The organism is Streptomyces sp. NPDC088747 (assembly GCF_044751025.1).
In the GTDB taxonomy this organism is placed as follows: Bacteria; Actinomycetota; Actinomycetes; order Streptomycetales; family Streptomycetaceae; genus Streptomyces.
Genome location: NZ_JBIVKZ010000019.1, coordinates 25,266 through 52,245 on the forward strand (window position 1 = coordinate 25,266; position 26,980 = coordinate 52,245).

Consider the following 26,980-nt stretch of genomic DNA (forward strand, 5'->3'; position numbering starts at 1 on the left):
CAACGCGAACCCCCGGGCTGCTCAGGCCGCGATCAGCGCCGCCAGGGCGCGGTCCATCGCGGCGTTGAACTCTTCCGGTGTCAGCGGCAGGCGGGACTTGACGTCCCGGCTCCACTGGTCGGCGAGGACCTCGGCGGAGCCCGCCTGGACACCGTCGAGCACCGCGTCGGCCAGGTCCGACGGAGCGATCTTCTCCACGGGCCAGCCCGCCGCCATGTCGGTGTCGGCCAGGCCGAGGTGTACCGCTGTGACGAGGGTGCCCTGCTCGGCGAGCTCCAGGCGGACGCCGTTGGTCATGGCCCAGGCGGCGGCCTTGGTCAGGTGGTAGGCATTGGCGCCCGCGCCGCCGAACCACGACATGGCGGAGAGGACGTTGACGACGGCGCCCCCGCCGTTCCTGGCGAGCGTCGGCGCGAACTCCCGGATCATTCCCAGGTGGCCGAACATGTTGGTCTCCAGTTCGTGCCGCACCGCGTCCAGCGAGCCGGTCACCAGGTCGGTCCCCGTGTTGATTCCGGCGTTGTTGATGAGTAGCGAGACGTCCCGGGCGGCCTCGGCGGCGGCCCGCACGGATGCGGGATCGGCGATGTCGAGGGGCAGCACCTCGACCCCGGGCAGGTCCACGGTCTCCGGTCGGCGGGCCGTGGCGTAGACCTTGCGGGCGCCCCGTTCGAGCAGGCGCTGGGCGAAGGCGCGGCCCAGGCCGCGGTTGGCTCCGGTGACAAGGGCGACTGAGTTGTTGATGTCCATGGCCGGTACGCTAAAACCTGACGCTAGCGTCAGAGGCAAGTGCTGATCGTCGAGGCCAGGGGTGAGAGGAATCACCATGACTGTCGCAGTGGCCGCAGCCGAGCGGTTGATCCGCATCGGCGAGGTGGCACGAGGTGCCGGCGTGTCCGTGCGCGCCGTGCGCTACTACGAGCAACAGGGGCTGCTCATCGCGGAGCGCAGCCCCTCCGGCCAGCGCCTGTACCGGCAGGACGCCATCCCCCTGGTCCGCTTCTTCCAGCAGATGTTCGCCGCCGGCCTCACCAGCCGAAGGATCGCCGAACTCCTGCCGTGCTGGGACGCCGGACACACCGACGCCGACCAGCGAACCATGCTGCGAGCCGAGCGCGAACGCATCCAGACCAAGATCGACGACCTCCAGGCCGCCCTGGACCACCTCGACAAGGTCATCGCGATCACGGACACGCACCCGTAGGCGTGAGGAGAGGTCGGGGCGTGAGCCCCACGTGCCCTCCTCGTCGGCCGAGGACCTGGACCTGGTGAGAGGCCGTCAGGGTCGGGGCCCGGGTGGCGTGGTTGCGACATGTCCCACCTGTGCCAGCCGAATCGAGTGACATGGCATTCGGTGCCGCCGGATTCTGTCCAGCGCATGAACTTCTCTGTGCGTACGACGGAAGGCATGGCACTGATGAGACGGATCCGCCTGGTGGCGGCGATATCGACAGGACTCGCCCTGGCGGCCGGCGCGGTCGCGCCGGTTGCCGCTCGCACCGGTACGGGGACCACCGCGACGGCGACGTCGGCGGCCGACATTCCCGCAGCGAAGAGCCTCGGCACCGTTCGCCTGATCACGGGCGACCGGGTGACCGTGGGCACCGACTCCGACGGGCGGCGGACCGCGTCGGTCACCCCGGGCCCCGGGCGGCGGCAGATCCTCTTCAGGACCTACGAGCAGGACGGACGGCTGACGGTACTGCCCTCCGACGCCGGGGAGTTGGTGTCGGCGGGGCGCCTGGACCGAGGGCTGTTCGACGTGGGGGCGCTCCTGGCCCAGCGGTACGACGAGGCGCACAGCGACTCGCTTCCGCTGATCGTGGCGGGCGCCGACGGCACGGCGAAGTCCGCCGTGCAGCGGCTGACCGCTCTCGCCGAGGACGGCTCGCCGGTCCGTCGGCTGGACAGCATCGGGGCGCGTTCGGTGCGGGTTCCCGAGGCGGATCTCGGCCGGTTCTGGAAGCAACTGGCGGCGGAAGACGACCCGGTGGGTACCGCACGGGCCGCCGACGCGCCCCGGGTGTGGCTCGACGGCCGGGTGAACGCGTCGCTGGACCGGAGCGTCCCGCAGATCGGCGCACCCGCCGTGTGGGAGGCCGGCCAGCGGGGCGAGTCCGTCAAGGTCGCCGTCCTGGACACCGGCGCCGACCAGTCCCATCCGGATCTGGTCGGACGGATCTCGCAGGCCAAGGACTTCTCCGGCAGCTCCGGGACCGGGGACGCCTTCGGGCACGGCACGCACGTCGCGTCCATCGTCGGCGGCAGCGGAGCCGCGTCCGTCGGCGGGGGCAAGGGGGGCAAGGGAGTGGCGCCGGCCGCCGACCTGCTCGTCGGCAAGGTCCTCGGGGACGACGGCTTCGGCAGCGAGTCCCAGGTGATCGCCGGCATGGAGTGGGCGGCGTCCTCGGGCGCCAAGGTCGTCAACATGAGCCTGGGCTCGGACAGTCCGAGCGACGGCACCGATCCGATGAGCCTCGCGCTGAACGAACTCACCGAGCGCACCGGCACGTTGTTCGTCGTCGCGGCGGGCAACAGCGGTGAACAGGGCATGAGCACCATCGGATCCCCCGGCGCCGCGGACGCGGCGCTGACCGTCGGCGCGGTCGACCGTGACGGTTCCCTCGCGCCGTTCTCCAGCCGAGGCCCGCGGTCCGGTGACGACGCGGTCAAGCCCGACGTGACGGCGCCGGGCGTCGCCATCGTGGCGGCCCGCGCAGCCGGGACGACGATGGGCGACCCGGTGGACGCACAGCACGTGGCGGCCTCCGGTACGTCGATGGCCACCCCGCACGTGGCGGGCGCCGCCGCGCTGCTCGCCCAGCGTCACCCCGACTGGAGCGCGCGGCAGTTGAAGGACGCGCTCGTCAGCACGGCCCGTACGGCAGCCGGCCAGGAGGTCACCGAGCAGGGCGGAGGCCTCATCGACGTGGCCGCGGCCGCGCTCGGCCCGGTCACCGCCACCGGCACCGTCGCCCTGGGCCCGTTCCAGACCGGCGGCGGTGAGACCCGTACGACACAGGTGACGTACACGAACACCTCCGGCGCCGACGTCACGCTGGCGCTCGGCGTCCGGCTGGCCACATCGGGTGGCCGTACGCCCGGGGAAGGAGCGGTACGGCTCGGCTCGAGTTCGGTGCGCGTGCCCGCCGGCGCCACCGCCGAGGTGCCGCTGACCGTCGATCCGGCCCGTGCCCAGCGGGGCGACTACTACGGGTACGTCACTGCCGCCTCCGCGGACGGAAAGGTCACCGTGCACACCACGCTGAGCCTGGCCGTGCAGGGTCCCACGCACCGGCTCACCGTGAAGACCATCGACCACCAGGGCAAGCGGATCGAGGCGCTGCCGACGATCTGGGGCGCCGACGGCTTCGTCGGCTACACCGACACCGGCTCCGCCACCGTCCCCGCGGTCGCCGAAGTCGAGGAGGGCACCTACCAGTTGGACTACTCGTCCCTGGACAGGGCCGACGACGGGCAGGAGTTGCGGCATGTGGTCGTGCCGGAGGTGAAGGTCACCAAGGACATGTCCATCACGCTCGACGCCCGCAGGACCACCCTCGTCGACATCCGCACGCCCCGCCCGGCCGAGCAGCGCGGCATCCTCAGCTACCAGACGTACCGGCAGATCGACGGGCACAGCCTGACCCAGGGGACAATGTACTTCGACGTCGGCAGACGTCTGTACGTGAGTCCCACCTCCGCCGTCACCGACGGCACCTTCGAGTTCGCCTCCCGCTGGCAGTTCGTCGCGCCGCTCCTCGACATGACGGTGCCGGGCAGCAAGGACACGTTCGACCCCTACTACATGCCCTCCTCGCCCCTCTTCGACGACGAGGGCGTACGCCTGACCGCCGTCTCCGCGGGGGACGCCGCCGCACCCGACTTCAGGCGCGCCCGCGGGAAGCTCGCGGTCCTCACCAACGAACAGAACGTCTATGAACAGGACGTGGCCGAGCAGGCGGCTGCCGCCGGTGCACGCGGCATCGTGCTGGTCCACTTCAGCGACATCGCCTGGACCCGCTGGCACCCGGACGGCGACCGCTGGGGCGTGCCGACCGTCAGGATCGGCGCGAGCGCGGGGGCGGCTCTGCTGAAGCGGATCGACAGAGGGAACACGACGGTGCGGTTCACCGGCACCGCCCGCAGCCCGTACCTCTACGACGTCATGCAGGTGTCGTCGCAGCGCGTCCCGGACAAGGTCGTGCACACGGTGTCCGAGCGCAACAGCGCGGTCGTAAAGACCAGTTACGCCGAGAACGGCGGCGCTCCGTGGGCCAGTGAGCAGCGTTTCGCCCGGCGCCCGTACCAGGACACCGCCTGGCTGCAGTACACGCGTTACGTGCCGACGGGCTTCGAGCGGACGGAGTACGTGAGTTCCGGTGACACCGCCTGGCGGCACTTCGTGCACCACGCCACGACGTTCGACGTGGACACGCCGCTGGTCGTCGGCATGGCGGACGCCCCGCGCACGTACCGGGCGGGCGAGCACACGAGCGAAACGTGGCAGGGAGCCGTGGTCAGGCCGTCGATTCCGCGCGGCACCACCACGCCGTCCGTGCGCACGGGTGACGTACTGAGCCTGCGTATACCGGAGTTCACCGACTCGCAGGCAGGTCACTGGTCACGGTTGATCGAGGGCGGTGGAGGCATCGGCACCTCGGGAGCGGCGGAGGCGGCGGAGGGCGACTCGGCTTCCGCGGTGCTGTACCGCAACGGCCGCAGGACGGCGGAGGCCGACGGTGCCTGGACGGACTTCGAGGTCCCGGCCGGTGCGGCCGACTACCGGCTGGATCTCACCACTTCGCGCGTGTCGCAGGAGTGGGCGTACGGCACCGGCACCGAGACGTCCTGGTCGTTCCGCTCGGGCAGCACCGGCTCGGCGACCGCCCTGCCGCTGCTCCAACTCGACTACGACGTACCGGTCGACGCGTACAACGCCGTTCGCTCCGGCCGCACGCACTCCGTCGGCCTCTCGGTCCGCGCTCAGGACGGCCTGGCCGCACCGCGCGGGGTGAGCGTCCAGGTCGAGGCCTCCTACGACGACGGCCGGAACTGGAGCCGGGCCGAGGTCAGGAACCGCGGGCACAACGTGTTCGAGGCGGCCGTCAAGAGGCCGTCGCGGGTACACGGTGAGGCGTACGTGACACTGAGAGTGACGGCGCGCGACGCGGCGGGCGACTCGGTACGGCAGACCGTGCAACGGGCCTACCTGCACCGCGGATAGGTACCTCGCGCATATCGGGAGGGGTGGTGGGCGTAGGACGGCCCACTGCCCCTCACCGCCCGTAACACCGGTGGAGTACGGTGTCCGATCATTGAAACCGGTCGGTCTCGGGGAGGGCGCTTTGACGCTGGAGGCTGCAGGCGTGTCGGGGGCCGAGGAAACCGTCTACCGGCATCTGGTGACGGCGGGACAGGCCTCTGCCCGCGATGTCGCCGAGCGCACCGGCTTGAGCCTGGCGGAGGCCGAGCGGGTGCTCGACGCGCTGGCCGTCAAGGGGATGGCGAGCCACACCGACGTACTGCCCCGGCACTTCCGGGCCACTCCCCCGGACGTGGCGCTGCTGCCCCGGCTGAAGCGGAACACCGACGCGCTCGACCTCGCCCGTGCCGAGGCCACCGGCCTGTTGCAGGTGTACCGCGACACGATGCGCCGACGGGACGCCGGCGAGCTGATCGAGGTCATCACGGGCGCCGAGGCGCTGCGTCAGCATCTGCGGCAGATCCAGTCGGGCGCCCAGGACGAGATGCTGTGGTTCTGCAAGGCCCAGTACGTGGCGATGCCGTCGGGCAGCAACAGCTCGGAGTTCGAGGCGCTGGCGCGCGGGGTGCGCTACCGGGTGCTGTACGAGAAGGACTTCTTCGACGACGAGGGAGCCGTTGACAACGTTGTTGCGGGGGTGCGTGCGGGGGAGATCGCCCGCGCCGTGCCGCATCTGCCGCTGCGGCTGGCGGTGGCGGACCGTGCCATCGCGGTCTGCCCGCTCGTGCCGGGCGGCCCCCAGGGCAACCCGGACGAACCCACAGCCGCCCTCGTACGGGACAGCAACCTCCTCGCCGCTCTCGTCGCCCTGTTCGAGCGCTACTGGGAGGACGCAGTCCCGCTGGACGTCGACGACTCGGGCGCGGTCGCGGGGACGGAGGGGGTGGGCGGTCCCGACCCGTTGTCCGCGGTCGACCGGCGGCTGCTGGCACTGCTGGTGGCGGGGGTCACCGACAAGGCGGTGGCCACCCAACTCGGCCTGAGCCGCCGCACGGTGCAGCGTCACATCCAGCGCATGATGGAACTGGCCGGCGCGACGACCCGTATGCAACTGGCCTGGCAGGCCGCACGCCGGGGATGGCTGTGACGACAACTCGCCCACTGACGGCCACTCGCCCTTCGCGGGTCAACCTGTCGGCCCCTCGCGGTGCGTCCTGATGCCCTCCCGGGTCACTTCCACCCGTACGCGTACGCCGCCACCCACGTGACGTCGATCTGCGCGCTGCTGCCGGGCGCCGCCCCCGGGCCTTCCAGCGCAGTCTCGTTCTGCATCACCCAGGAGAGGGGGCTGTCCGGCACACCGCGGGTGTCGTGGCCCGTCTCGCGGCCGTCGACGAAGAACCGCACATGGCCGGGCGTCCACTCCGTGGACACGGTGTGCCAGTCGGTCCAGTCGTCGGCGCCGGGGAAGTAGCCCTGCTCACCGCCCCCGCACGGATGGTGGAAGGACGAGAGCGCGCCGGTCCACTCGCCCTCGGGGTGGTCCATCTCGCAGCCCCCGCCGTAGTGCAGCCAGGCGGACTTGTACCCGGGAGCCGCTTTCGTCACCCTGATGCGTGCCGAGTACTTGCCGTAGGCCATGTCCATGACCGCGCGAGGCACCACCGCCGCGGAGTGCACGGGCCCGCCGTCGGCGGGGCGCCACATGCGGATGAACATCCGTCCGTCGCCGTTCGGCGCGGGCCCCACGCTCACGGTGTCCTCCGGGTGGTAGACACCCACCACCTCCCGGCCCCGGCTTTCCGCCGTGTCGGGCCAACCGGTGGGATACGCCCACCAGTTGTCGCGGTACGTGCCGCGCAGCCCGCCGCAGTAGGCGCCGGAGGTGTCGACGTGGTGATCGCAGTCGCTGAACGAACCGACCGGCACGCGGTCGCCGTTGAAGTCCTCCGCGAGAACCTGCCAGAAGGGGCCGCAGTCACCGCGGGGCATACTCACGGCCGTTGAGCCGCACGGGTCGGCCGATACGGGCGCGCCGTCGGCTCGGGGGAGCCACAGGAGCGTGGCCACGAGCACGACCGCCGTGGACACCAGCGGGAATACGCGCCGTACGTGGTGCGGCGCCGCGTGCGAACCCATCACAGACTCCTCGGCTCTCGACTGCCGGAGTCGTCCGCCCGCTCGGAGAACCAGGGCGCCGAACGCCTGGAACCGCCCGGGAGGACGCCGCGTCACGTGAGGACATCCTCGCCGCTGGGATCGGCCGGCGCCATCCCCGGTACCGCGGCCGGGCGGCCGAGCCCGCGGAACGGCGACGGGAACGGCACTACGCCGACTCCCGGACCACCAGCTCGGGATCGAAGATGATCGAGGTCGGCTCGGTGCGCACGCCCCTGATGTGCTCGGCGAGCAGCCGGGCCATCGCCGCCGCCATGTCCTCGACCGGCTGGCGGACGGTGGTCAGCGGGGGCCTGCAGGTGAGCGCCACGCTCGAATCGTCGAACCCGACGACGGCGACGTCGTGGGGCACCCGGCGCCCCCGCTCCCGCAGCACCTGGCAGATGCCCTGCGCCATCAGGTCATTGGCGGCGAACACCCCGTCCACGTCCGGGTGTTCGGCGAGCAGTTCCGTCATCGCCGCCATACCGCTGTCGACGGTGAAACCGCCCTGGACGAGCGGAACGTACGCGTGCCCGTGCCGGGCCATCGTGTCGCGGAACCCGGCCAGTCGCTCCTGGCTCGCGGACACGGCCAGCGGCCCGGACACGGTGACGATCCGTCGGCAGCCCCGGCCCAGCAGGTGCTCGGCCGCCAGTCGCCCGCCGTCCCGGTGCGCGAGGTCGACATAGCTCAGCGCGACCGGCCGGGAGGGCCGGGCGAACAGCACGGCGGGCAGTCCCGCGCCGGCCAGCAGCGCGGGCAGCGGATCGTCCGCGTGCGTCGAGACCACCAGGGCTCCGTCCGCGCTGCCCTGCCGCAGATACGTCACGACCTCCTGCCGCGCCTCGGGGGTCTCGGCGAACATGAGCACCGGATGCATCGAGCGCGGACGCAGATGGCCGACGACCCCGCTCACCACCCGGCCGAAGAACGGGTCGCCCAACGCCCTTGCGGCGAAGGCGTTCTGCTCCTCGTCCGAGACGTCACCGGCACCGGACACCACGAGTGCCACCGTCTCGGTGCGCCGGGTCACCAGCGATCTGGCGGCCTGGTTGGGCGTGTAACCCGTCCTGCTGATCGCCTGGCGCACTGCTTCCTGGATGGCGGGATCGACGTTGCGGACGCCGTTGATGACACGGGAGACGGTGGCGCGAGAGACACCCGCCTCCCGGGCCACATCCTCCAGGGTCGGGGCCAGTCTGCTGCTCATCCCCGCACCCTAACGGCACGGGTCGGCGACGGCATAGAGCGCTCTCCCGGAGCGCCGGATCACCCGTTCCCCCGTACCTCCACGTCCAGTGCCAGCGGAAGGTTCCCCGCCGAGCACCCCGCGAGCACCTCGCACGGCCCCGGTTCCGTACGCCACGCCTTGTCTCCGGTGGACCAGTGACGCAACGCCCTGGCCGGTACGCGCACCGCCGCGGTCACCGTCTCACCGGGCCCCGCGTGTACGGCGGTGTATCCCGCGAGCCACCGGTGTGGGTACTCCACCTCGCCCCCGGCCCGCGCCAGGTACACCTGAACGACCTCACGCCCTGTCCGCGGACCCGTGTTGCGCACCCGGACGTGCACGGTGAACGGCTCCCCGGCGGCGACCTCGCGCGGCCCGGTCAGCTCCTCGTACACCCAGGTCGTGTACCCGAGTCCGTGGCCGAACCAGTAGGCGGGGGTGCGATGGTGGCGCAGCCAGGCGCGGTAGCCGGTGTGGAGGCCCTCGTCGTAGTCGAGCCGGCCTCCGACCGGCCGCGTACGGCTGACCGGGGCGTCGGAGAGTGCGACCGGCCAGGTGGTGGGCAGGCGTCCGCCCGGCTCGGCCCGTCCCAGGAGCACGTCGGCCAGGCCGCCGCCGCCCTCCTGCCCCGGGAACCAGGCCAGCAGGACGGCGCCGACCTCGTCGCGCCAAGGGAGTTCGACCGGGCCGCCGCTGTTGACGACGGCGACCGTACGAGGGTTGGCGGCGGCCACCGCACGGACCAGGGCGTTCTGCGCGTCCCCCAACGCGAGGCCGGAGCGGTCGTACCCTTCCGACTCGCTGTGCTCCGTGGTCCCCACCACCACGACGGCCGCGTCCGCCGAACCGGCGGCACGGGCCGCTTCGGCGATCGACCGCGGCACGTCGGGAGGCGGCGGGGCCGCGCTCACGATCGTCGCTCTGCCGGTGCCGGGCGCGAGTTGACGCCGGGCCACGACCAACACGTCCTGTCCCGCGGTCAGTTGCGCGACGGCGTGGTGCACCGGTGGAGTCACGTGCACGAGCGCGGGGTCGTCCGTCCGCCTGGCGAACTCGCCGTCCAGCAGGACCTGTTCGTCCAGGCTCAGCCGCATGCGCCCGAAGCCCGCGATGCCCAGTGTCCAGCGGCCCGTGACGCGCGGGCGCAGCCGGGCACTGATCTCGACGGTGTGCGCGCCGGGGACAAGGGTCGGCTCCAACTGGCGTGCGCCGGCGCGCCGTTCGGCGTACAGCTCGGATCCCGACGGGTCGAGCACCCGCAGCAGCACCCCGGGCAGGCCCGACCGCGGATCCGTGCACAGGTCGACGCCCAGCGCCCGGCCGGACTCGCCGGGTGCCGGACCGGGCACGTGGACCACCTCGGCCCGCCCGCGCAACAGAGCCCGCAGGCCCTCCAGGACGGACACCTCGTGCTGCGGGAAGACACCGGCACTCCCCCCGCCCTGCGAGCGCGTGCGTGCGGCGTGCGGCCCGATGACAGCCAGTCTCCGCACCTCCCGCCCCAGGGGGAGGGTGCCCCGGTTGGCGAGCAGAACCGCCCCCGCGGCGGCTGCGCCACGCAGTTGAGCCCGCGCCTCGCGAGAGCGCACCCCCGTCGGCGCGTGGCGACGCCACCGTTCACCCGGACCCCGGTGATCCGGACCACGGTCGTCCAGAGCGCGGGCAGCCGGATCACGGACACCCGAATCGCGGGCAGCCGAACCACGGTCCCCCGGATCACGGGCAGCCGGTCCCCCGTCACCCAACTCCCCAAGTGCCCCAACCCGCGCCGCGAACCGAAGCAGGTGCCGCACCTTGTCGTCGACAGCCGATTCCGGCACCTCGCCGTCCTCGACGGCCCGTACGAGGGCCTCGCCCCAGAGACTCTCGGGCCCCGGCATCGCGAGGTCGAGACCGGCGCGCGCGGTGTCGAGAGTGCCGCGCACGGCGCCCCAGTCGGAGATCACCACCCCGTCGAAGCCCCACTCGCTCCTGAGCGGGTCCGACAGCAGCGGACTCGCCGTCATCGTGCGGCCGTTGACCGCGTTGTAGCCGGCCATGACGGCCATCACCCCGGCGGCGACGGCGTGTTCGAAGGGGGCGAGATACACCTCCCGCAGGGCCCGCTCGCCGACCCGCACGTCGACGGTGAGCCGCTCGGTCTCGGAGTCGTTGGCCACGTAGTGCTTGGCCACGGCGGCGACACCCCGCGCCTGGACACCGCGGATCAGCGCGGCGCCGACACGGCCGGTGAGCTCGGGATCCTCGGAGAAGCACTCGAAGTGCCGGCCGCCGAGGGGGCTGCGGTGCAGATTGAGGTTCGGCGCGAGAACCACGTCCACGCCCTTGCGCCGCGCCTCGGCGGCGAGGAGTGTCCCGAGCCGCTCGACCAGTTCGTCGTCCCACGTGGCGGCCAGCGCCGATGCCGACGGCAGCAGCAGTGCGGTCCGCCGCTCGTCCCACGACTCGCCGCGTACGCCCGCCGGGCCGTCCGACATCACCAACTCCCGCAGCCCGATAGCCGGTTCGGCCGGGGTGCGCCAGGTCGTCGCGCCGCTGAGCAGCCGTACCCTGGCCCGTAGTGTCAGTTTGTCGAGCAGCCGGTCGAGTTCGTCCTCGGTCATCCTCGCCCGTTCGTCCTTTCTCGGGGCCCACGGCGGCGGCCGGCTGCCTGCGCCGGCCGCCCCGCGGGTCAGTTGTAGACGCCGAACTCGTAGAGGGAGTAGCCCCATCCGGTGCCGCGGGCGGTGCCGTTGACGCGGACGTAGCGTCCGGTGCCCGAGACGTCGAAGTCGTCGACCCCGCCATTGCCGTCGGTCACCTCGCGCACGGTCCGCCAGTTCTGACCGTCGTCGGACGTCTGGATCGTGTACGCCCTGGCGTACGAGGCCTCCCAGACCAGTTGCACATGCCTGAAGGTGCTGCCGGTGCCGAGATCGACCCTCAGCCACTGCGGGTCGCTCCAGTCACTGGCCCAGCGGGTCTCGTTCCTCCCGTCCACGGCCCCCGCTGCGGTGCAGGGGCAGTCGCCTCCGCCCGTCTGGTACGAGGAGGCCGTCGCCGGCTTGCCCAGTGCGAGGTTGGTCCCGTCGACGATCGGCGGCACCACCCGGACGGAGCGCGTCTCGACGCCGACGTTGCCCCGGCCGTCCGTGGCCTTGACGTAGATCTTCCAGACACCGGGCCGGTCGGGGGCGGTGATCCTCAGCCGGCCGCCGCCAAGGTCGGTGTGCGGACGCGGGGTCAGCTGCTTGCCCTGGTCGACGTAGTTGCTGTTCTCCAGGACCTGGTAGGAGATCGCGTCCCCGTCGGGGTCGCTCGCCCGGACCGACAGCGTCAGGTCGCGCCCCGCCTGCACCTTGCCCGCGTCGCCCTCGACGGACAGGTCGGAGACGACCGGCGGAGTGTTGTCACGTGAGGTGTCCGCGCCGTACGCCCGCTTCACCGCGTAGTACGACAGCCGCTTCTCTCCGGCCGGCAGCAGGTTGAACCAGATGCCGCCGAAGTCGTACTCGGTGCCGTAGTGGAACATCGTGGCGCCGAGCGCGACCCCCCGGTGTCCGGTGACACAGCCCCATGCCCTGGTGTATCCCTCGGCCTTGGCCTGGTCGGTGGGCTCCTGGGGGACGCCGTTGGCGTCGTCGGGCACCTCCCACTCACCCGCGGGACCGCTCTCGGTGACGATGTACGGCTTGGTGTAACCGCCCTGCTCCCAGGCCGACTTGATGTCGCACACGGCGTTGTAGGCGTTGACCGCGTAGAGGTCGAGGTCGGGTGCGTTCCTCTTGTAGTAGGGCCAGGCGCCGACCCACGCGTCGGTCGAGGTGACCGGATGGTTGGTGTCGACCGCGTGGATCCTCTTCGTGACGTCGTTGACGAAGGTGGTGTAGGCGTCGCGCTGCCGTTCGAGTTCGTCGCCGCCGTAGCAGTTCTGGAGGCCGAGCACCGACTCGTTGCCGACGTTCCACATCAGCACGCCGGGATGGTCCTTGTACTCCTGGACCCACCTGGGGAACTCGTCGAGCATCTGGTTCTTGTACGTGGTGTCCGTCAGGTAGTTCACACAGCCGCCGCTGCCCGGACCACCGCCGGGCTGGAGCCAGAACCCGGCGACGACCTTGATGCCGTTGGCGGCCGCGGAGTCGAAGAGGGCCCTGCTGGAGGCGTCGGTCCCCCAGGTGCGGATGGTGTTGACCCCCATGGATCTGACATCGGGCATGTACCGGCCGGCGTCGGCCACGGCCGGGCCCCAGGTCAGGCCCTTGACCTGGTACGGGCTGCCGTCCACGGTCAGTTGCCAGTTGCCCTGGGAGCCGGTGACCCTGACGACGCTGCCGGCGGCGTGCGCCTGCTGCGCAGGCAGCGTGAGGGCGCCGGCGGCCAGCAGTCCTGCGGTGAGAGGCGCCGCGATACGGCGCGTGCGGGTGAGTGGTTGGCGCATGCGGGTTCTCCGTTGTGGGGGTGGAGGAGGCGGCCGGACCGTGGCGGGGTTGTTCCGGTCCGGCCGCCCCGGTTCAGGGAAGCTCGTAGTTCTCGTCGAGCGCCGCCCCGGCTTCGGGGTGTGTCTGGTCGTAGCCGCGCGCGTCGCACTGCAGGCCGCCGACGAGGCAGTGGCCGACCAGCGCGTTGAGGGTGGGCGCGTCCCAGGCGTTGAAGAAGTCGTAGTGGAACGACCAGCTCGGTCCGCTGGCCAGCCTCACCTGGGAGAGATCGCCGTTGACCGGGAAGGCCATCTTGAACTCGACCATCGGCAGGGCGACCGGGTGGCTCGTGGGGCAGATGTTGTTGTTCGTTCCGGGATTGACCACGGGATAGGCCATGTGGCTCTTGTGGTCCGGTGTGTCCAGGTACCTGCCGTCCCAGCAACTGGGCGCCTGGAAACGGATGTTGAGCTGGACGTCCGGCCGGCTGGGGCAGTTCGCCGGGAAGTCGACGTTGAAGAAGCTGTCGCCGCACTCCCAGCCCTCGACGAAGCCGCGGTGCGCGCGGAACTCCTCCCGGGTCTGGGTCGGGCTGCCCACGAGGAAGCGCAGACCCTTGGGGAAGGGGCGCACGCTCGTGTAGTCGGTGACGCCCGCCTTGTAGTAGATGACCTGCGGACCGACGGGCCGTACGGGCTGGTCGCCCTTGAAGAGGGTGGGCATCCAGTAGCCCGACCTGTCACCGGGTGCGTTGCAGGTGGTGGTGGACCCGCCGAGCGAGTCCGTCGTGCTGTTCGCGTCCGTCGACCGGTTGCCCATGAAGGTGTGGTCGTGGGACTTGCCCGGCTGCTGCGGGTAGACGATCGGGTCGTCCGGTTTGGTGTGGCTCACCGAACAGTTGGCCTGGAACTCGTGGAAGTAGCGGTGGGGCGGTTCCTGCGTGGACGGCTGGACGCCGGTCACCGGCGGGTTCGCGGGGATGTAGCCGTCACCGTCGGGGTCGTCCGGGGAGGCGGCGGTCGACACCGCCATGGTGTGGCCCGCGTGCTGGGCGGTGGACGCCGCCGCGTCGCTCGGCGGCTGGGAAGTGCCGGCGGTGGCCGCGACACCGCCGAGACCGAGCGAGGTCAGCAGTAGGGCGCCTGCGATCAGGGTTCCTGAGACGATCCGCGATCTCCGTGGCATGGAGACCTCCTGAAGACGTCGAGGGGGGAACTGACTGGGTGTGGTGGGGGCGGCCCGGGAGACGGACCGCGGAAGCGGGAGATCTATGGGAGAGCGCTCTCCCATGACGGAGTGTTGAGGCGGCGGCGCAAGGGTGTCAAGGGATCTGACTGAAGGAGCGACCGGTTGCTCCCGAATACCTCTTGAACACGCCCTCGATCGGAAGATCGGCTGTCAAGCGGGTGAAAGGCCGTCAAATGCGCACGCACCAGCACGACTTACCGGTTGGTGAGCGGTGACCGTCGTGACTCCGGTCGCAACTCTTGACGCGCGGTTCACACGGATGAAGCATGCAACGGCGAGAGAGCGCTCCCCCATCCCCCCACCGTTCGTTTCCTGAACAGGAGAGTCGCCCCCATGCCCTCTTCCCCCATGAAATCCCCCAACTCCCGCCCCGCCGTCGGCCGTCGGACCGTTCTCGGTGCCGCTGCCGCGGTTGCGGCGGGTTCGGCCCTGTCCGGCCTGTCCTCCCCCGCGTCGGCCGCCCCCGCCACACCTGAGGCCGCGAACGCCCTTCCCGGCGGCGGCGACCTCGGCCCGAACGTCATCGTCTTCGACCCGTCCACCGCCGGGATCCAGGCCAGGCTGGACGAGGTGTTCCGGCAGCAGGAGTCGGCGCAGTTCGGCGAGGGCCGCTACGCGCTGTTCTTCAAACCCGGCACGTACAGCGGCCTCAACGCCCAACTCGGCTTCTACACCTCCATCGCGGGCCTCGGTCTGTCGCCCGACGACACGACCATCAACGGCGACGTCACCGTCGACGCGGGCTGGTTCAACGGCAACGCCACCCAGAACTTCTGGCGTTCGGCGGAGAACCTGGCGCTGGTCCCGGTCAGCGGCACCAACCGATGGGCCGTTTCACAGGCGGCCCCCTTCCGCCGTATGCACATCCGCGGGGGCCTCAACCTCGCCCCGGACGGCTACGGGTGGGCCAGCGGCGGCTACATCGCCGACAGCCGTATCGACGGCCAGGTCGGACCGTACTCGCAGCAGCAGTGGTACACGCGCGACAGTTCCGTCGGCGGCTGGACCAACGCGGTGTGGAACATGGTGTTCTCCGGAGTCGAGGGCGCGCCCGCGCAGAGCTTCCCCGACCCGCCCTACACGACGCTGGCCACGACCCCCGTGTCCCGCGAGAAGCCCTTCCTGTACCTGGACGGCAGCGAGTACCGCGTCTTCCTCCCGGAGAAGCGCACCGACGCACGCGGTGTCACCTGGGGCAACGGCACCCCGAGGGGTACGTCCCTGCCGCTGTCGCAGTTCTACGTCGCCAGGCCCGGCGTGTCCGCGGCCACCCTCAACCAGGCCCTCACCGAGGGACTCCACCTCCTCTTCACGCCCGGCATCTACCACGTGGACCAGCCCGTCCAGGTCGACCGGGCCAACACGGTCGTCCTCGGGCTCGGTTACGCCACGCTGATCCCGGACAACGGAGTCACCGCGCTCAAGGTCGCCGACGTCGACGGGGTGCGCCTGGCGGGCTTCCTCATCGACGCCGGCCCGGTCAACTCCGCCACGCTGCTCGAAGTCGGCCCCCAGGGCGCGGCGCAGGACCACTCCGCCAACCCGACCACCGTGCAGGACGTCTTCATCCGCATCGGCGGAGCGGGCGCGGGCAAGGCCACCACCAGCATGGTGATCAACAGTCGGCACACCATCGTCGACCACACCTGGGTGTGGCGCGCCGACCACGGAACCGGCGTCGGCTGGGAGACCAACCGGGCCGACTACGGCGTCGTCGTGAACGGCGACGACGTCCTCGCCACCGGGCTGTTCGTGGAGCACTTCAACAAGTACGACGTGCAGTGGTCCGGCCAGCGGGGCCGCACCATCTTCTTCCAGAACGAGAAGGCCTACGACGCCCCGAACCAGGCCGCCATCCAGAACGGCTCCCTGCGGGGCTACGCCGCGTACAAGGTGGCCGACTCCGTCACCTCCCACGAGGGCTGGGGCCTGGGCAGTTACTGCTACTACAACGTCGATCCGACGATCGTCCAGCACCACGGCTTCGCCGCACCGAACACACCCGGCGTGAAGTTCCACGGCCTCCTCGTCGTCTCGCTCGGCGGCGCGGGCCAGTACGCCCACGTCATCAACGACATCGGGGCACCCACCTCGGGCACGTCCACGGTTCCGTCCACCGTGGTCTCGTATCCCTGAACGGGAATCCGCCCCTCGCTCACGCGCCACAACGCCTCGGTCCCCGTCCTCGGTCGGCGGGGACCGAGGCGTGCACGGAGGCGGGGACCGAGGCACGGACTGAGGCGTGCAGGAGAGCAGGGACGGTCACACGTCGGCGTACCCGCCCGTCTGCCGGTCCCGTCGCGGCGGCACGGAATACGCCGGCAACCTGGGCGGACCCCCAAAACCGCGCCCGCTCGCCGGTCCGGATACGCCTCCCGCGCCCGGACGGCAGGCCGAACGACCGCCGGACAGCGGCCGAACGATCGCCGGACAGCCGCCGGCCGGCAGCCGAACCGCCGCCGATCGATCTCCTCGCAAGCACCGCCGTTCGCTCACCTTGTCAGTGCAGCGTGGGCGGCTGTATAACGTTGGAAAGATCACGTATGGGGAGTCGCGGCACAGTCCACCACAATGACGTACGACCCCGTACCCGCACCCGACCGGACCGGTCGGGACGCCGAAAAGGGGAATGCCGTGCGGGTCAGCCTCAAGGACGTCGCCGCGCACGCGGGGGTCTCCATCAAGACCGTCTCCAACGTGGTGAACAAGTACCAGCACGTCACGCCCGCCATGCGCGAGCGTGTCCAGCGATCCATCGACGTGCTCGGATACCGCCCCAACCTGGCCGCCCGGCATCTGCGCAAGGGCCGTACGGGGATCATCGCGCTCGCACTGCCCGAACTCGGCAACCCCTACTTCGCCGAGCTCGCGGCCGCCGTCATCGACGCCGCCGCCGCGCACGAGTACATCGTGCTGCTGGACCACACCGGAGGGCATCGCGAGCAGGAGGTCCTGGTCAGCCAGGGTTTCCGCGCCCGGGTCATCGACGGTCTCATTCTCAGCCCCATCGAGCTGGAGGCCGAGGACCTGCGCGACCGGCCGGAGAACGTGCCGCTGGTGCTGCTCGGCGAACGCGACTACGACCTGGCGTACGACCACATCGCCATCGACAACGTCGCCGCCGCCCGTGCCGCCGTCCGGCATCTGATCGGACTCGGGCGCCGGGAGGTGGCGTTCATCGGCGCTCGGCGCGGTCGCAGCGAGCCCGCTCAACTCCGTGTCCGCGGCTGGCGCGAGGAGTTGACGGCCGCCGGATTCCCGGCAGACGACGGGCTGGTCGCGGCCACCGACGGGTGGGGCCACGCGGACGGCGCCGACGCCATGCGCCGCATCCTGGATTCCGGACGGCGTCCCGACGCCGTCTTCGCCTACAACGACCCCATGGCCATCGGCGCGATGCGGGTGCTCTTCGAACAGGGACTCCGCGTTCCCGAGGACATCGCGGTCGTCGGTTTCGACGACGTGGTCGAGGGCCGTTTCGGCGCGGTGACGCTCACCTCCGTGTCGCCGGACAAGGACGCCATCGGCCGGCTCGCCGTCGAGTCCGTACTGGCCCGGCTGGGCGGCAACGAGATGTCCGAACCGCGCCGCGTCTGGGCGGACTACCGCCTCGTGGAGCGCGAAAGCACCCTGGGGCGCGCAGCGGCCGGATCCGGCCCCCGCTGATCCCGCGGGCTCCGCGGACCCCGTGAGTGCAATCCGTAGGGCCGTTCAAGCCTCCCCGGTAGCCCCGACACGCACGCATGTCCGGCCATTTCCGACCCCACCTGGCCCGTCAGTGCGGCACATAATCGTGGCCCGTCAAACATGACGGCCAATCACATTCCTTTCTGAACAGCAGAGTTAAGGCCCGGTACGCCCCTGGCCCCGGCCCGCGCACCAGGTGCGCCCCGTCCGCGCGATCGCCGGGTCCTGGCCACGTTTGCCGACGCGCGTTCCATTGCCCGGCTCGCGCCGATCACCGTTCCGTCAGTCGCACTGGGGGGACAGGGCAGTTCACGGCATGCCTCGCACGCTGCGCACACAGGGGGTTTACAGCGTCCTTTCAACGATGTAAAAACTCTGTACGGCGGGCCGAACGTCCTTTCCCGCCAAGGGAGAAGCACCGCTCAGCCACCATGCTCGACCTCTGCCTACTCACCGTCTCCTTGTGTCCTTCCAGCGCCACCCGGATCGGGGTCACCATGCAGCGCACTACACACCGTCGTTTCCTCGCCCGTCCCGTGGTCGTCTCCCTGGCAGCGGCCGTGGCGTTGACCGCCACCTCCTGCGCAAAGTCGGAAGACGACGCGGCGAACGACACCTCTTCCTCCACCTCCGCCGACTCCGGGCAGAAGGTCGCCGAGCCCAAGCCGGGCAGCAAGACCTGCACCATCGACACGTTCGGCGGGAAGAAGCTGGACCTCAAGAACGCCACCGTGGGCTTCTCCCAGTCGGAGAAGGAAGCCAACCCCTTCCGTATCGCCGAGACGCAGTCCATCGAGGACGAGGCGAAGAGCCGGGGCGTCAAGCTGCTGACGGCCAACGCCCAGTCGCAGTTCTCCAAGCAGATCAGCGACGTACAGGACCTCCTGGCCAAGGGCGCCGACCTGTTGGTCATAGCCCCGCTCAACTCCGACGGCTGGGAACCGGTGTTCAAGGCCGCCGCGGCCAAGAAGGTTCCCATCGTCACGATCGACCGCAAGATCAACGCCGCGCCCTGCAAGGACTACGTCTCCTTCATCGCCTCCGACTTCGTCGAGCAGGGCGCCCGCGCCGCCGACCAGATGATCGCGCAGACCGGTGGCGAGGGCGAGGTCGCGATCCTGCTCGGCTCTGCGGGCAACAACGTCACCACCGAGCGCACCAAGGGCTTCAAGGACCAGATCGCCAAGAAGGCGCCCGGCCTGAAGGTGGTCTTCGAGCAGACCGGTGACTTCGCCCGCGAGAAGGGCCAGCAGGTCACCGAGCAGCTCATCCAGTCGAAGCCCGGCATCAAGGGGATCTACGCCGAGAACGACGAGATGGGCCTGGGCGCGGTCGCCGCTCTGAAGGGCGCCGGGAAGAAGCCGGGCGACGTCAAGATCGTCACGGTGGACGGCACCCGCAACGCCGTCAAGGGAATCGTGGACGGCTGGATCAGCGGCGTCATCGAGTCCAACCCCCGCTTCGGCCCGCTGGCCTTCCAGACGCTGGACAGCTTCACCAAGGGCGAGGAAGTGGCTCAGGACATCATCATCGAGGACGGCGCCTACGACCCGGACAACGCGAAGACCGACATCGGCAAGGCCTACTGATCCTCTCGGGCCCTGTCGTCGCATTCCCGTCCCGCCGCGCTCCGGGCGTCGACGGGAATGCGGCGACAGGGCCTCGGGGGCCCGTTCCCACGGGCCCCCTCCGTCCTCCCCACTCCTCGCATCGCACCCTGGAGGAACAGGTGGCACCCCCCGCCGAAGTGCTCGCCGTCCGCGGACTGAGCAAGACCTTCCCCGGCGTCCGGGCCCTGGACGACGTGGACCTGACCCTGCACGCGGGTGAGGTCCATGCCCTGATCGGCGAGAACGGCGCCGGCAAGTCGACCCTCATCAAGCTCCTCACCGGCGTGTACCGGCCCGACGCCGGCGAGGTCGTGTTCCAGGGCCGTACGGTCTCCTTCGCGACCCCGCTGGAGGCCCAGAAGGCCGGGATCTCGACCATCTACCAAGAGGTCAACCTGATCCCGCTGCTCAGCGTGGCCCGCAACCTCTTCCTGGGCCGCGAGCCACGCAACCGGTTCGGCGTGCTGGACATGGCCCGCATGAACCGCGAGGCCGAGGAGACCCTGAACACCTACGGCGTGCGCGTGGACGTCCGCCGCCCGCTGCGCACCCTCGGGGTCGGCGCCCAGCAGATGGTCGCCCTGGCCCGTGCCGTCGCCACCGACGCGCGGATCGTCATCATGGACGAGCCGACCTCCTCACTCGAACCCCGCGAGGTCGAAACCCTGTTCTCGGTGATCCGGCGGCTGCGGGACGCGGGCATCGCCGTCGTCTACGTCAGCCACCGGCTGGACGAGCTGTACGCCGTGTGCAGCACGGTCACCGTGCTGCGCGACGGCCGGCGCGTGCACCACGGCCGCCTCGCCGACCTCGACCGGCTCTCCCTGGTGTCGACCATGCTCGGCCGGGATCTGGGGGAGGTCCGCGAAGAGGGCCTCACCAAGTTCGCCGGCGACCACGACGCGGCCGACGCCGAACCCGTCCTCACCGCAACCGATCTGACGGTGTCTCACAAACTGCACGGAGTCTCCCTGACCGTGCGCCCCGGCGAGGTCGTCGGCCTGGGCGGGCTGCTCGGCTCCGGGCGGACCGAGACCGCGAAGGCCATCGCCGGAGCCCTGCCCGTGCGCTCGGGCCGTGTCACGGTGGCCGGGGTGCCGCTGCGCACGGGCTCGACCCCGGCGGCCCTGCGCGCGGGCATCAGCCTGCTGCCCGAGGACCGCAAGAGCGAGGGCATCATCCCCGGCCTGTCGGTGCGCGAGAACATCGCGCTGGCCGTGCTGCCCCGGCTCTCCCGCTTCGGACTGGTCTCCGAGTCCCGCGTCGACAGCGTCGTGGACACCTTCATCGAACGACTGCGCATCAAGGCCTCCTCGCCGCACCAGAAGGTCGGCGAACTCTCCGGCGGAAACCAGCAGAAGGTGCTGCTCGCCCGGTGGCTCGCGATGAACCCCAAGGTGCTGCTGCTCGACGAGCCCACCCGGGGAATCGACGTCGGCGCCAAGGCCGAGGTGCAGAAGCTCATCGACGAACTGGCCGCCGACGGCCTGGGCGTCCTGCTCATCTCCTCCGACCTGGAGGAACTCATCGAAGGGTCCGACCGCGTGGTCGTACTGAAGGACGGTTCCGTCGTCGGCGAGCTGGCGGGCGACGACGTCACGGAAGAGAAGCTCATGCGCACCATCGCCGGCGACGGCCCCGCGCCGGGCACGGCCGAAAAGGCGGCCGTCGATGGCTGAAGCCACCCTCCGCAGCCTCCCGCTGGACAAGGCCCGCGTCCTCAACTGGCTCCAGAAATACGGCGTCTACGCGGGTGTGGCGGCGTTGCTCGTCGTCAACACCGTCATCACCCCGTACTTCCTGACCGTGGAGAACTTCCGCACCCAGGCCGTCCAGGTCGCCCCCGTCATCATCGTCGCCCTCGGCATGGCCCTGGTCATCGGCACCGAGGGCGTGGACCTGTCGGTCGGCGCGGTGATGGCGCTCGGCGCCTCCGTGACCGCCCTCTACCTCGGCTACGGACTGCTGCCCGCGCTGCTGGCGGTCGCCCTGTTCGCCGCCGCCGTGGGGGTGGCCAACGGAGCCCTGGTCGCGATCGTCGGAGTGCAGCCGATCGTCGCCACCCTCGCCCTCATGGTCGGCGGCCGAGGACTCGCCCTGGTACTCCTGCCGCAGCTCAAGGATCTGCAGAACCCCGCGCTCGCCTCCCTGGGCTCGGGCGACCTCCTCGGTTTCCCCTACCTGATCCTCATCGCGGCGGCGCTTGCCCTGCTGCTGGCCTTCGTGATGCGCCGCACCACCTTCGGACGGCAGCTCCTGGCGATCGGCGACAGCCGCCCCGCCGCGCAGCTCGCGGGTCTGCCGGTCCGCCGGGTACTGATCATCGTCTACGTCATCAGCGCGCTCCTCGCCGCCGTCGCGGGCGTGCTCGCCACCGCCCGACTCCAGGCCAGCGACCCCACCTCGCTGGGCAACCTGATGGAACTCTCCGCGATCACCGCGGTCGTGGTCGGCGGCACCCCGCTGACCGGCGGCCGGGTCAACATCGCCGGCACCGTGGCCGGAGCCGTCCTCATCCAGCTCCTCACCGCCACCCTCATCAAGCACGATCTGCCGCCCTCCTGGACCCAGATCGCCCAGGCCATCGTGATCGTCGCCGCCGTCTACGCGGCACGAGGACGGGGGAAGCGTTGAGCACCACGAGAACGGACGTGCCCGTGACCACCGCGAGCACGGAACCGCCGCAGGACGCCCACCCGGTGGGCTCCGCCCGCTCCGAACGGCTGAGCGCCCTCGTCCAGCAGCACGGAGCCCTGGCCGTCCTGCTGATCGTCTCCCTGGTGGCGTCGCTGTCCTTCGACTCCTTCGCCACCGGCGACAACGTCAGCAACATGGCGACCAGTTCGGCCTTCCTGGCGATCGTCGCCCTCGGCATGACCTTCGTGATCATCACCGGCGGGATCGACCTGTCCGTCGGGTCACTGTTCGCCCTCGGCGGCGTCCTGGCGGCCTGGGGATCGCGACACGGCACCCTGGTGGCCCTGCTGCTGCCACTCGCCGTGTGCGGGCTGATCGGCGTCGTCAACGGCCTGCTGGTGGCACGCTCCCGCCTCGCGCCCTTCATCGTCACGCTCGCGGCCATGCTGGGCGCGCGCGGACTGATGCTGGCGATCACCGACGAGGGCGCCGACACCTACCTCATCGGCAAGGGCTCCTTCCTCGCCGAACTCGGCCAGGGCACGACCCTGGGGCTCGGCAACCCGGTGTGGATCGCGCTCGCCCTGTTCGCGGGCGGAGCGCTGGTGCTGCGCCGGACCCGCTTCGGACAGCACGTCTACGCCGTCGGCGGCAGCGAGGACGCCGCCGCGCTGATGGGCGCCCCCGTGGCCCGTACCAAGATCCTCGTCTACGCCCTGTCCGGGCTGCTCGCCGGACTGGCCGGCGCCCTCAACGCCGCGTGGCTCGCCTCCGGGATCACCATCCTCGGCAGCGGTATGGAACTGGACGCCATCTCCGCCGTCGTCATCGGCGGCACCCTGCTGACCGGCGGGCTCGGCTACGTGAGCGGCTCACTCGTCGGCGTGCTGCTCCTCAAGGTGATCCAGAACGTCATCAACCAGATCGGTTCGCTCGACTCCTCCTATCAGCAGGTCGTCAGCGGCGCCTTCCTCGCGGTGGTCGTCATCGCCCAGACCTGGCTGGGCCGCCGCCGACAACTGATGTGACAAGCCCCTGATCACGGTGGCCGGGCTCCCATGGGAGCCCGGCCGCTTCTGCATGCGTACGCCCATCCACCGACCGGCGCCGCGGCTCACCACCCGTCCGGTGAGGGGTGCCGGAACGCGGACCGGGGTCGGACCGAGCCCCGCACCCGAGCGAGGACCGGGGTCGAACCGGACTCCGGCACCCGAACCAGGGCCGGGCCGAGCCGGTACCACCGTGCCCGCGTGCCCACCGAGGGCCTGGCGTACGACCGCCGAAGTCGCCGCGCACGACCGCCGAAGTCACCGTCTACGACCGCCGAGGTCCCTCCGTACGGCGCCGAAGTGGCCGCGTACGACCGGCGTGACGGCACGGACAGCGCGGTTCCGTACGGGGGCGTACGAGGGCGTACGAGGGCCCCGCACAGCAGTGGTCCCGGTGGCGGGAGGGCTTCCTCCTGCCACCGGGACCACGTCGTTCAAGGGCGCTGCCGGCTACGGCTTCTCCTCGCTGTAGAGGCCGCTCACCTCCTCGGCGGTGAGCGCCCGGTCGACGGCTCGGACCTCGTCGACCGCGCCGTTCCAGAAGTCGACGTTCGAGCCGTCCCAGTGGGCGCGGCCGACGGTCAGCGGGCCGGTGCTTCCGTAGGCGGGGCCGCCGGTGGTCGTCGCCGCGAGCTTTCCGTCGAGGTACAGCCTGATCTCGTCGGTGGCGGCGTCACGGACACCGACCAGGTGGTACCAGCGGCCCGTCTCCGCGGCGACCGCGACCTGGGCACGGCGTTCACCCGGGGTGCTGAAGGCGAAGTTGCCGTGTCCGTACTGGAGGTAGAACGAGTTGGCGGTGGCGCGGGTGTCCTGGCTGACGGCCGTGCCGTAGTTTCCGGGGATCGCGTCGAGCCGGACCCAGGCCGACACCGAGTAGCTGCCGCTGGTGTCGAGCACCGGCCCGGAGGTCTCCGCGTACTGCTTCTGCCCGTCGAACTTGAGGGCGCTGCCGCTGACACCGTCGGTCCAGGTGGCGCCCTCACGCAGCGTCAGGGGCGCCTTGTTGGGGCCGGTGTCCTCAGCGGTGGTCCCGGTGCCCTCATCGAGGGTCCAGTGCCCGCCGCCCTTCAGCTCCTTGCCGCCCGCCGCCGCGCCGGCCGCGATCACCTTGAGGTTGACCTTCCGTACCTCGGCCGGGTCCATCTTGATGTCCCGACGGTCGTACGTGTAAAGGCCGTTGAGCTCGTTCTCCAGGTCGGTGATCTGTGTGTACACCGAGCCGGACAGCTCGGCGCCCGCCTGCTCGACGTAGAACTTCTCGGTGTTCTCGACGTACTTGCGGGTCAGCTCCGCCTTGGTGGTGACGCCGCTGTAGATCACCGTCGGGGCGCCCGGCCACATGTGGCCCGGGGAGCGCAGGGTGAACCCGCCGTGCTCGCCGTCCATGGCGGCGCGGTTGTCGTCGGGGAAGGGCGGGTCGTCGTTGTTGTAGTCGTGGTGGTCGATGATGTCGCCCTTGCCCGAATCACCCTTGGAGTTGCAGCAGTTGACACCGCTGTGGGCGTTGACGACACGGGACGGGTCGGCGGCCTGGACTGCCTCGGTGATACGGCCGGTCTCCTCGCGGTTCCACTCGCCCCAGCCCTCGTTGAAGACGATCCAGCCGATCACGGACGGGGAGTTGTGATGCTGGCGCATCGTCTCCCGGCCCTGGTCTACGAACGCCTTCTGACCCGTCTCGTTGGTGAGGTTCCCCGAGACGAAGTCCTGCCAGACGAGCAGGCCGAGCCTGTCGGCGTGGTAGAACCACCGCGCCGGCTCCACCTTGATGTGCTTGCGCACCGCGTTGAAACCGAGCTTCTTGTGCGCCTCCAGGTCGAAGGCGAGGGCGTCGTCGCTGGGCGCGGTGTAGAGACCGTCGGGCCAGAAGCCCTGGTCGAGGGTGGCGAGGGAGAAGATCGGCTTGCCGTTGAGGACCAGCTTGTTGAAGCCGCCCACCTTCTCGACGCCTATTTTCCGCATGCCGAAGTAGCTGCGGACCTTGTCGCTCGACCTGCCGTCGGTCAGGGTGACGTCGAGGTCGTAGAGGTAGGGGTCGTCGGGGCTCCACAGATGCTGCTTCGCCACGGGCAGGGTGAGTTGCCGGCCGGCCGCTCCGCTGACCTTGCCGACGACCTTGCCCCTGGAGTCGCGGGCGACCGCCTCGACCCGGGCGGCGGAGGAGGCGCCCACGGCGTCGACCGTCACCGCGAGGGTGCCGGTGTCGATGTCGGGCGTGGTGACGATGTTCTCGACCGAGGCGGGAGCGACGGGCTCCATCCACACGGTCTGCCAGATACCGGAGGACTGCGTGTAGAAGATGCCGCCCGGGTTCGTGGACTGCTTGCCCATGGGCTGGTCCGCGCCGCCGGTGTCGGTGACGGCCACCACGATCTCCTGCTTGCCCGTCCCCTTCAGCGCGTCGGTGATGTCGGCGCTGAACGCGTTGTATCCGCCGGTGTGTTCGGCGACCTGCGTGCCGTTGACGTAGACGCGGGACTGGTAGTCGACGGCGCCGAAGTTGAGCTTGAGCCGGTTCGAGCGGTTGTCCTTGCCCACCTTCCAGCTCTTGGGCACGTCGATGGTCCGGCGGTAGAACATGTGGTCCTCGTGCCGTTCGAGCCCTGACAGCTGCGACTCGACCGGGTACGGCACGATGATCTTCTCGTCGAGGTTCTTGCCGAAGACCGGCTGCTCCCCCGCGTCGGCGCCGCTGAACTGCCAAGGCCCGTTGAGGTTCTCCCACTTGGACCGCTTCTGCTGCGGACGCGGGTACTCGGGCAGCGGGTGCTTGGTGTCGACCTCGTCGCCCCACTTGGTGGTGAGGCGATGGGTGGAGGCGTTCTCCGCGTATCGGATGACCTTCGGCACGGCCTTGCCGCCGGCCGTCAGACCGCCCGCGCCGTCGTAGGAGACCCGGACCAGCTGGTTCTTCTGGATCGGCTCCGAGAGGTTGACGTAGAGGGAGGAGGAGTCGCCGGGGACGGACGTGACCGACCTGATCGGCATCGCGGTCGTGTCGGCCTCGATCTTCAGATGGTCCTTGACGGCCTGGAGGCCGCCCACCCTGCCCTCGAAGCGGGTGCGCAGCCGCGTCCCGCTCGCGGCGACGGTGTGCTCCACCGGGAAGACCTCGAAGTCGGCGGGCGGGGTGAACGCCGACATCGGCACGATCTGCTTGGCCAGCGTCGGCGTCGACCAGCGCAGGAACATGTTGGCGCCGCCGGTGTCCTGGAACAGCTCCAGCCGGAACGTGTGCTGCTCGCCCGCGGTCAGCCTGACGGCCTGGCTGGTCTGCTCCCGGTCCCAGTCGCCTTCCCAGTGGTCGATGACGGGCTGGTCGTCGATGTAGAGCCGGAAGCCGTTGTCGCCGATGGCGTAGAAGGTGTAGTCACCCGTCGCCGGCGCCTCGATCAGGCCCGTCCAGCGGGCGGTGGTGTGCTCCGTCTTCCCGGTCAACTCCTTGAAGGTGTCGGTCAGTCCGGAGAAGTTGATCTGCGGGTCGAGCGTCGTACCACCGAGTTCGGCGAAGTCCCGGGCGCCGGGTGCCGACATGCTGAAGTACTCGCCCTTGAGGCCGTGCGTCTTGACGGCTGCCTGTCCGGCGGCGTCGGCCGACGCGCTGCTCGTGGACTCGGCGGCCGCCGCGACGGGCAGCAGCCCGCTCGGGGGAAGTACCAGCGCCGCCGTGGCGAGCAGCGCCAGCACTCTGGCTCTGGGGCGGGTGTTGTGTCCTGTCATTGAACCTTTCCTCGTCCAGAGGCCGTGAC

The 26,980-nt window shown here is 70.6% G+C and carries 16 protein-coding genes; 9 read left to right on the plus strand and 7 right to left on the minus strand.

All coding sequences use genetic code 11. The features are described 5' to 3' along the window. Nucleotides 1–21: 21 nt before the first annotated feature. Nucleotides 22–750 carry an SDR family oxidoreductase gene (locus ACIP79_RS34390; protein WP_401229776.1) on the minus strand — a complete coding sequence of 243 codons (729 nt, stop codon included), beginning with the start codon at nt 748–750 and terminating at the stop codon, nt 22–24. A gap of 76 nt (nt 751–826) precedes the next feature. On the opposite strand from ACIP79_RS34390, the gene ACIP79_RS34395 reads away from it, so the two are divergent. The 3 genes from ACIP79_RS34395 to ACIP79_RS34405 all read left to right on the plus strand — a co-directional run bounded on the left by ACIP79_RS34395 (nt 827) and on the right by ACIP79_RS34405 (nt 6,353). Beyond that, nucleotides 827–1,204, plus strand: coding sequence for a MerR family DNA-binding transcriptional regulator (locus ACIP79_RS34395; protein WP_401229778.1), 378 nt, complete (start codon nt 827–829; stop codon nt 1,202–1,204). 213 nt (nt 1,205–1,417) lie between these two features. After that, nucleotides 1,418–5,227, plus strand: a complete 3,810-nt coding sequence (locus tag ACIP79_RS34400; RefSeq protein ID WP_401230070.1) for a S8 family peptidase — start codon at nt 1,418–1,420, stop codon at nt 5,225–5,227. 121 nt (nt 5,228–5,348) lie between these two features. Continuing rightward, complete coding sequence (locus ACIP79_RS34405; protein ID WP_401229781.1) at nt 5,349–6,353, plus strand: helix-turn-helix domain-containing protein; 1,005 nt, start codon at nt 5,349–5,351, stop codon at nt 6,351–6,353. An 83-nt stretch (nt 6,354–6,436) separates the two neighbouring features. Here ACIP79_RS34405 and ACIP79_RS34410 read toward each other — a convergent pair whose 3' ends face one another. From ACIP79_RS34410 to ACIP79_RS34430, 5 genes are all read right to left on the minus strand, one after another. After that, the gene (locus tag ACIP79_RS34410; protein WP_401229783.1) at nt 6,437–7,345 is read right to left on the minus strand and encodes a glycoside hydrolase family 16 protein; all 909 of its coding nucleotides are present in this window, start codon (nt 7,343–7,345) and stop codon (nt 6,437–6,439) included. A 187-nt stretch (nt 7,346–7,532) separates the two neighbouring features. Further along, nucleotides 7,533–8,576 carry a LacI family DNA-binding transcriptional regulator gene (locus tag ACIP79_RS34415; protein WP_401229786.1) on the minus strand — a complete coding sequence of 348 codons (1,044 nt, stop codon included), beginning with the start codon at nt 8,574–8,576 and terminating at the stop codon, nt 7,533–7,535. A gap of 59 nt (nt 8,577–8,635) precedes the next feature. After that, a complete protein-coding gene (locus ACIP79_RS34420) occupies nt 8,636–11,200 on the minus strand; it encodes a glycoside hydrolase family 3 C-terminal domain-containing protein (protein ID WP_401229789.1) in 2,565 nt (854 codons plus the stop codon). 68 nt (nt 11,201–11,268) lie between these two features. Then, entirely contained in the window at nt 11,269–13,017 is a 1,749-nt protein-coding gene (locus tag ACIP79_RS34425) for a discoidin domain-containing protein (protein WP_401229792.1), read from the minus strand. Nucleotides 13,018–13,090: 73 nt separating this feature from the next. After that, nucleotides 13,091–14,182, minus strand: a complete 1,092-nt coding sequence (locus ACIP79_RS34430; protein ID WP_401229794.1) for a DUF1996 domain-containing protein — start codon at nt 14,180–14,182, stop codon at nt 13,091–13,093. A gap of 396 nt (nt 14,183–14,578) precedes the next feature. Between ACIP79_RS34430 and ACIP79_RS34435 the strand changes: the two genes are divergently transcribed. The 6 genes from ACIP79_RS34435 (at nt 14,579) to ACIP79_RS34460 (ending at nt 23,207) form a co-directional block, all read left to right on the plus strand. After that, complete coding sequence (locus tag ACIP79_RS34435; RefSeq protein ID WP_401229797.1) at nt 14,579–16,381, plus strand: coagulation factor 5/8 type domain-containing protein; 1,803 nt, start codon at nt 14,579–14,581, stop codon at nt 16,379–16,381. Between the two features lie 498 nt (nt 16,382–16,879). Further along, nucleotides 16,880–17,911: a LacI family DNA-binding transcriptional regulator gene (locus ACIP79_RS34440; RefSeq protein ID WP_387179767.1), complete on the plus strand. Its 1,032-nt coding sequence runs from the start codon at nt 16,880–16,882 to the stop codon at nt 17,909–17,911. 518 nt (nt 17,912–18,429) lie between these two features. Continuing rightward, on the plus strand, nt 18,430–19,521 hold the full coding sequence (locus ACIP79_RS34445; RefSeq protein ID WP_401229800.1) for an ABC transporter substrate-binding protein: 1,092 nt from the start codon (nt 18,430–18,432) through the stop codon (nt 19,519–19,521). Nucleotides 19,522–19,661: 140 nt separating this feature from the next. After that, a complete protein-coding gene (locus tag ACIP79_RS34450; RefSeq protein ID WP_401229802.1) occupies nt 19,662–21,221 on the plus strand; it encodes a sugar ABC transporter ATP-binding protein in 1,560 nt (519 codons plus the stop codon). Then, nucleotides 21,214–22,176, plus strand: coding sequence for an ABC transporter permease (locus ACIP79_RS34455; protein WP_383688612.1), 963 nt, complete (start codon nt 21,214–21,216; stop codon nt 22,174–22,176). The genes ACIP79_RS34450 and ACIP79_RS34455 overlap by 8 nt, the downstream gene beginning before the upstream one ends. A 17-nt stretch (nt 22,177–22,193) precedes the next feature. Next, nucleotides 22,194–23,207: an ABC transporter permease gene (locus ACIP79_RS34460; protein WP_401230073.1), complete on the plus strand. Its 1,014-nt coding sequence runs from the start codon at nt 22,194–22,196 to the stop codon at nt 23,205–23,207. Between the two features lie 471 nt (nt 23,208–23,678). Here the strand turns inward: ACIP79_RS34460 and ACIP79_RS34465 are convergent, their stop codons facing one another. Then, nucleotides 23,679–26,951: a LamG-like jellyroll fold domain-containing protein gene (locus tag ACIP79_RS34465; RefSeq protein WP_401229805.1), complete on the minus strand. Its 3,273-nt coding sequence runs from the start codon at nt 26,949–26,951 to the stop codon at nt 23,679–23,681. Nucleotides 26,952–26,980 lie beyond the last annotated feature (29 nt).

Excerpts from the sequence above, each read along its gene's own strand:
- ACIP79_RS34420 (WP_401229789.1), bottom strand. The coding sequence starts at position 11,200 with ATGACCGAGGACGAACTCGACCGGCTGCTCGACAAACTGACACTACGG.
- ACIP79_RS34400 (WP_401230070.1), top strand. The coding sequence starts at position 1,418 with ATGAGACGGATCCGCCTGGTGGCGGCGATATCGACAGGACTCGCCCTG.
- ACIP79_RS34455 (WP_383688612.1), top strand. The coding sequence starts at position 21,214 with ATGGCTGAAGCCACCCTCCGCAGCCTCCCGCTGGACAAGGCCCGCGTC.
- ACIP79_RS34445 (WP_401229800.1), top strand. The coding sequence starts at position 18,430 with ATGCAGCGCACTACACACCGTCGTTTCCTCGCCCGTCCCGTGGTCGTC.
- ACIP79_RS34465 (WP_401229805.1), bottom strand. The coding sequence starts at position 26,951 with ATGACAGGACACAACACCCGCCCCAGAGCCAGAGTGCTGGCGCTGCTC.
- ACIP79_RS34430 (WP_401229794.1), bottom strand. The coding sequence starts at position 14,182 with ATGCCACGGAGATCGCGGATCGTCTCAGGAACCCTGATCGCAGGCGCC.
- ACIP79_RS34410 (WP_401229783.1), bottom strand. The coding sequence starts at position 7,345 with ATGGGTTCGCACGCGGCGCCGCACCACGTACGGCGCGTATTCCCGCTG.
- ACIP79_RS34425 (WP_401229792.1), bottom strand. The coding sequence starts at position 13,017 with ATGCGCCAACCACTCACCCGCACGCGCCGTATCGCGGCGCCTCTCACC.
- ACIP79_RS34390 (WP_401229776.1), bottom strand. The coding sequence starts at position 750 with ATGGACATCAACAACTCAGTCGCCCTTGTCACCGGAGCCAACCGCGGC.
- ACIP79_RS34415 (WP_401229786.1), bottom strand. The coding sequence starts at position 8,576 with ATGAGCAGCAGACTGGCCCCGACCCTGGAGGATGTGGCCCGGGAGGCG.
- ACIP79_RS34435 (WP_401229797.1), top strand. The coding sequence starts at position 14,579 with ATGCCCTCTTCCCCCATGAAATCCCCCAACTCCCGCCCCGCCGTCGGC.
- ACIP79_RS34395 (WP_401229778.1), top strand. The coding sequence starts at position 827 with ATGACTGTCGCAGTGGCCGCAGCCGAGCGGTTGATCCGCATCGGCGAG.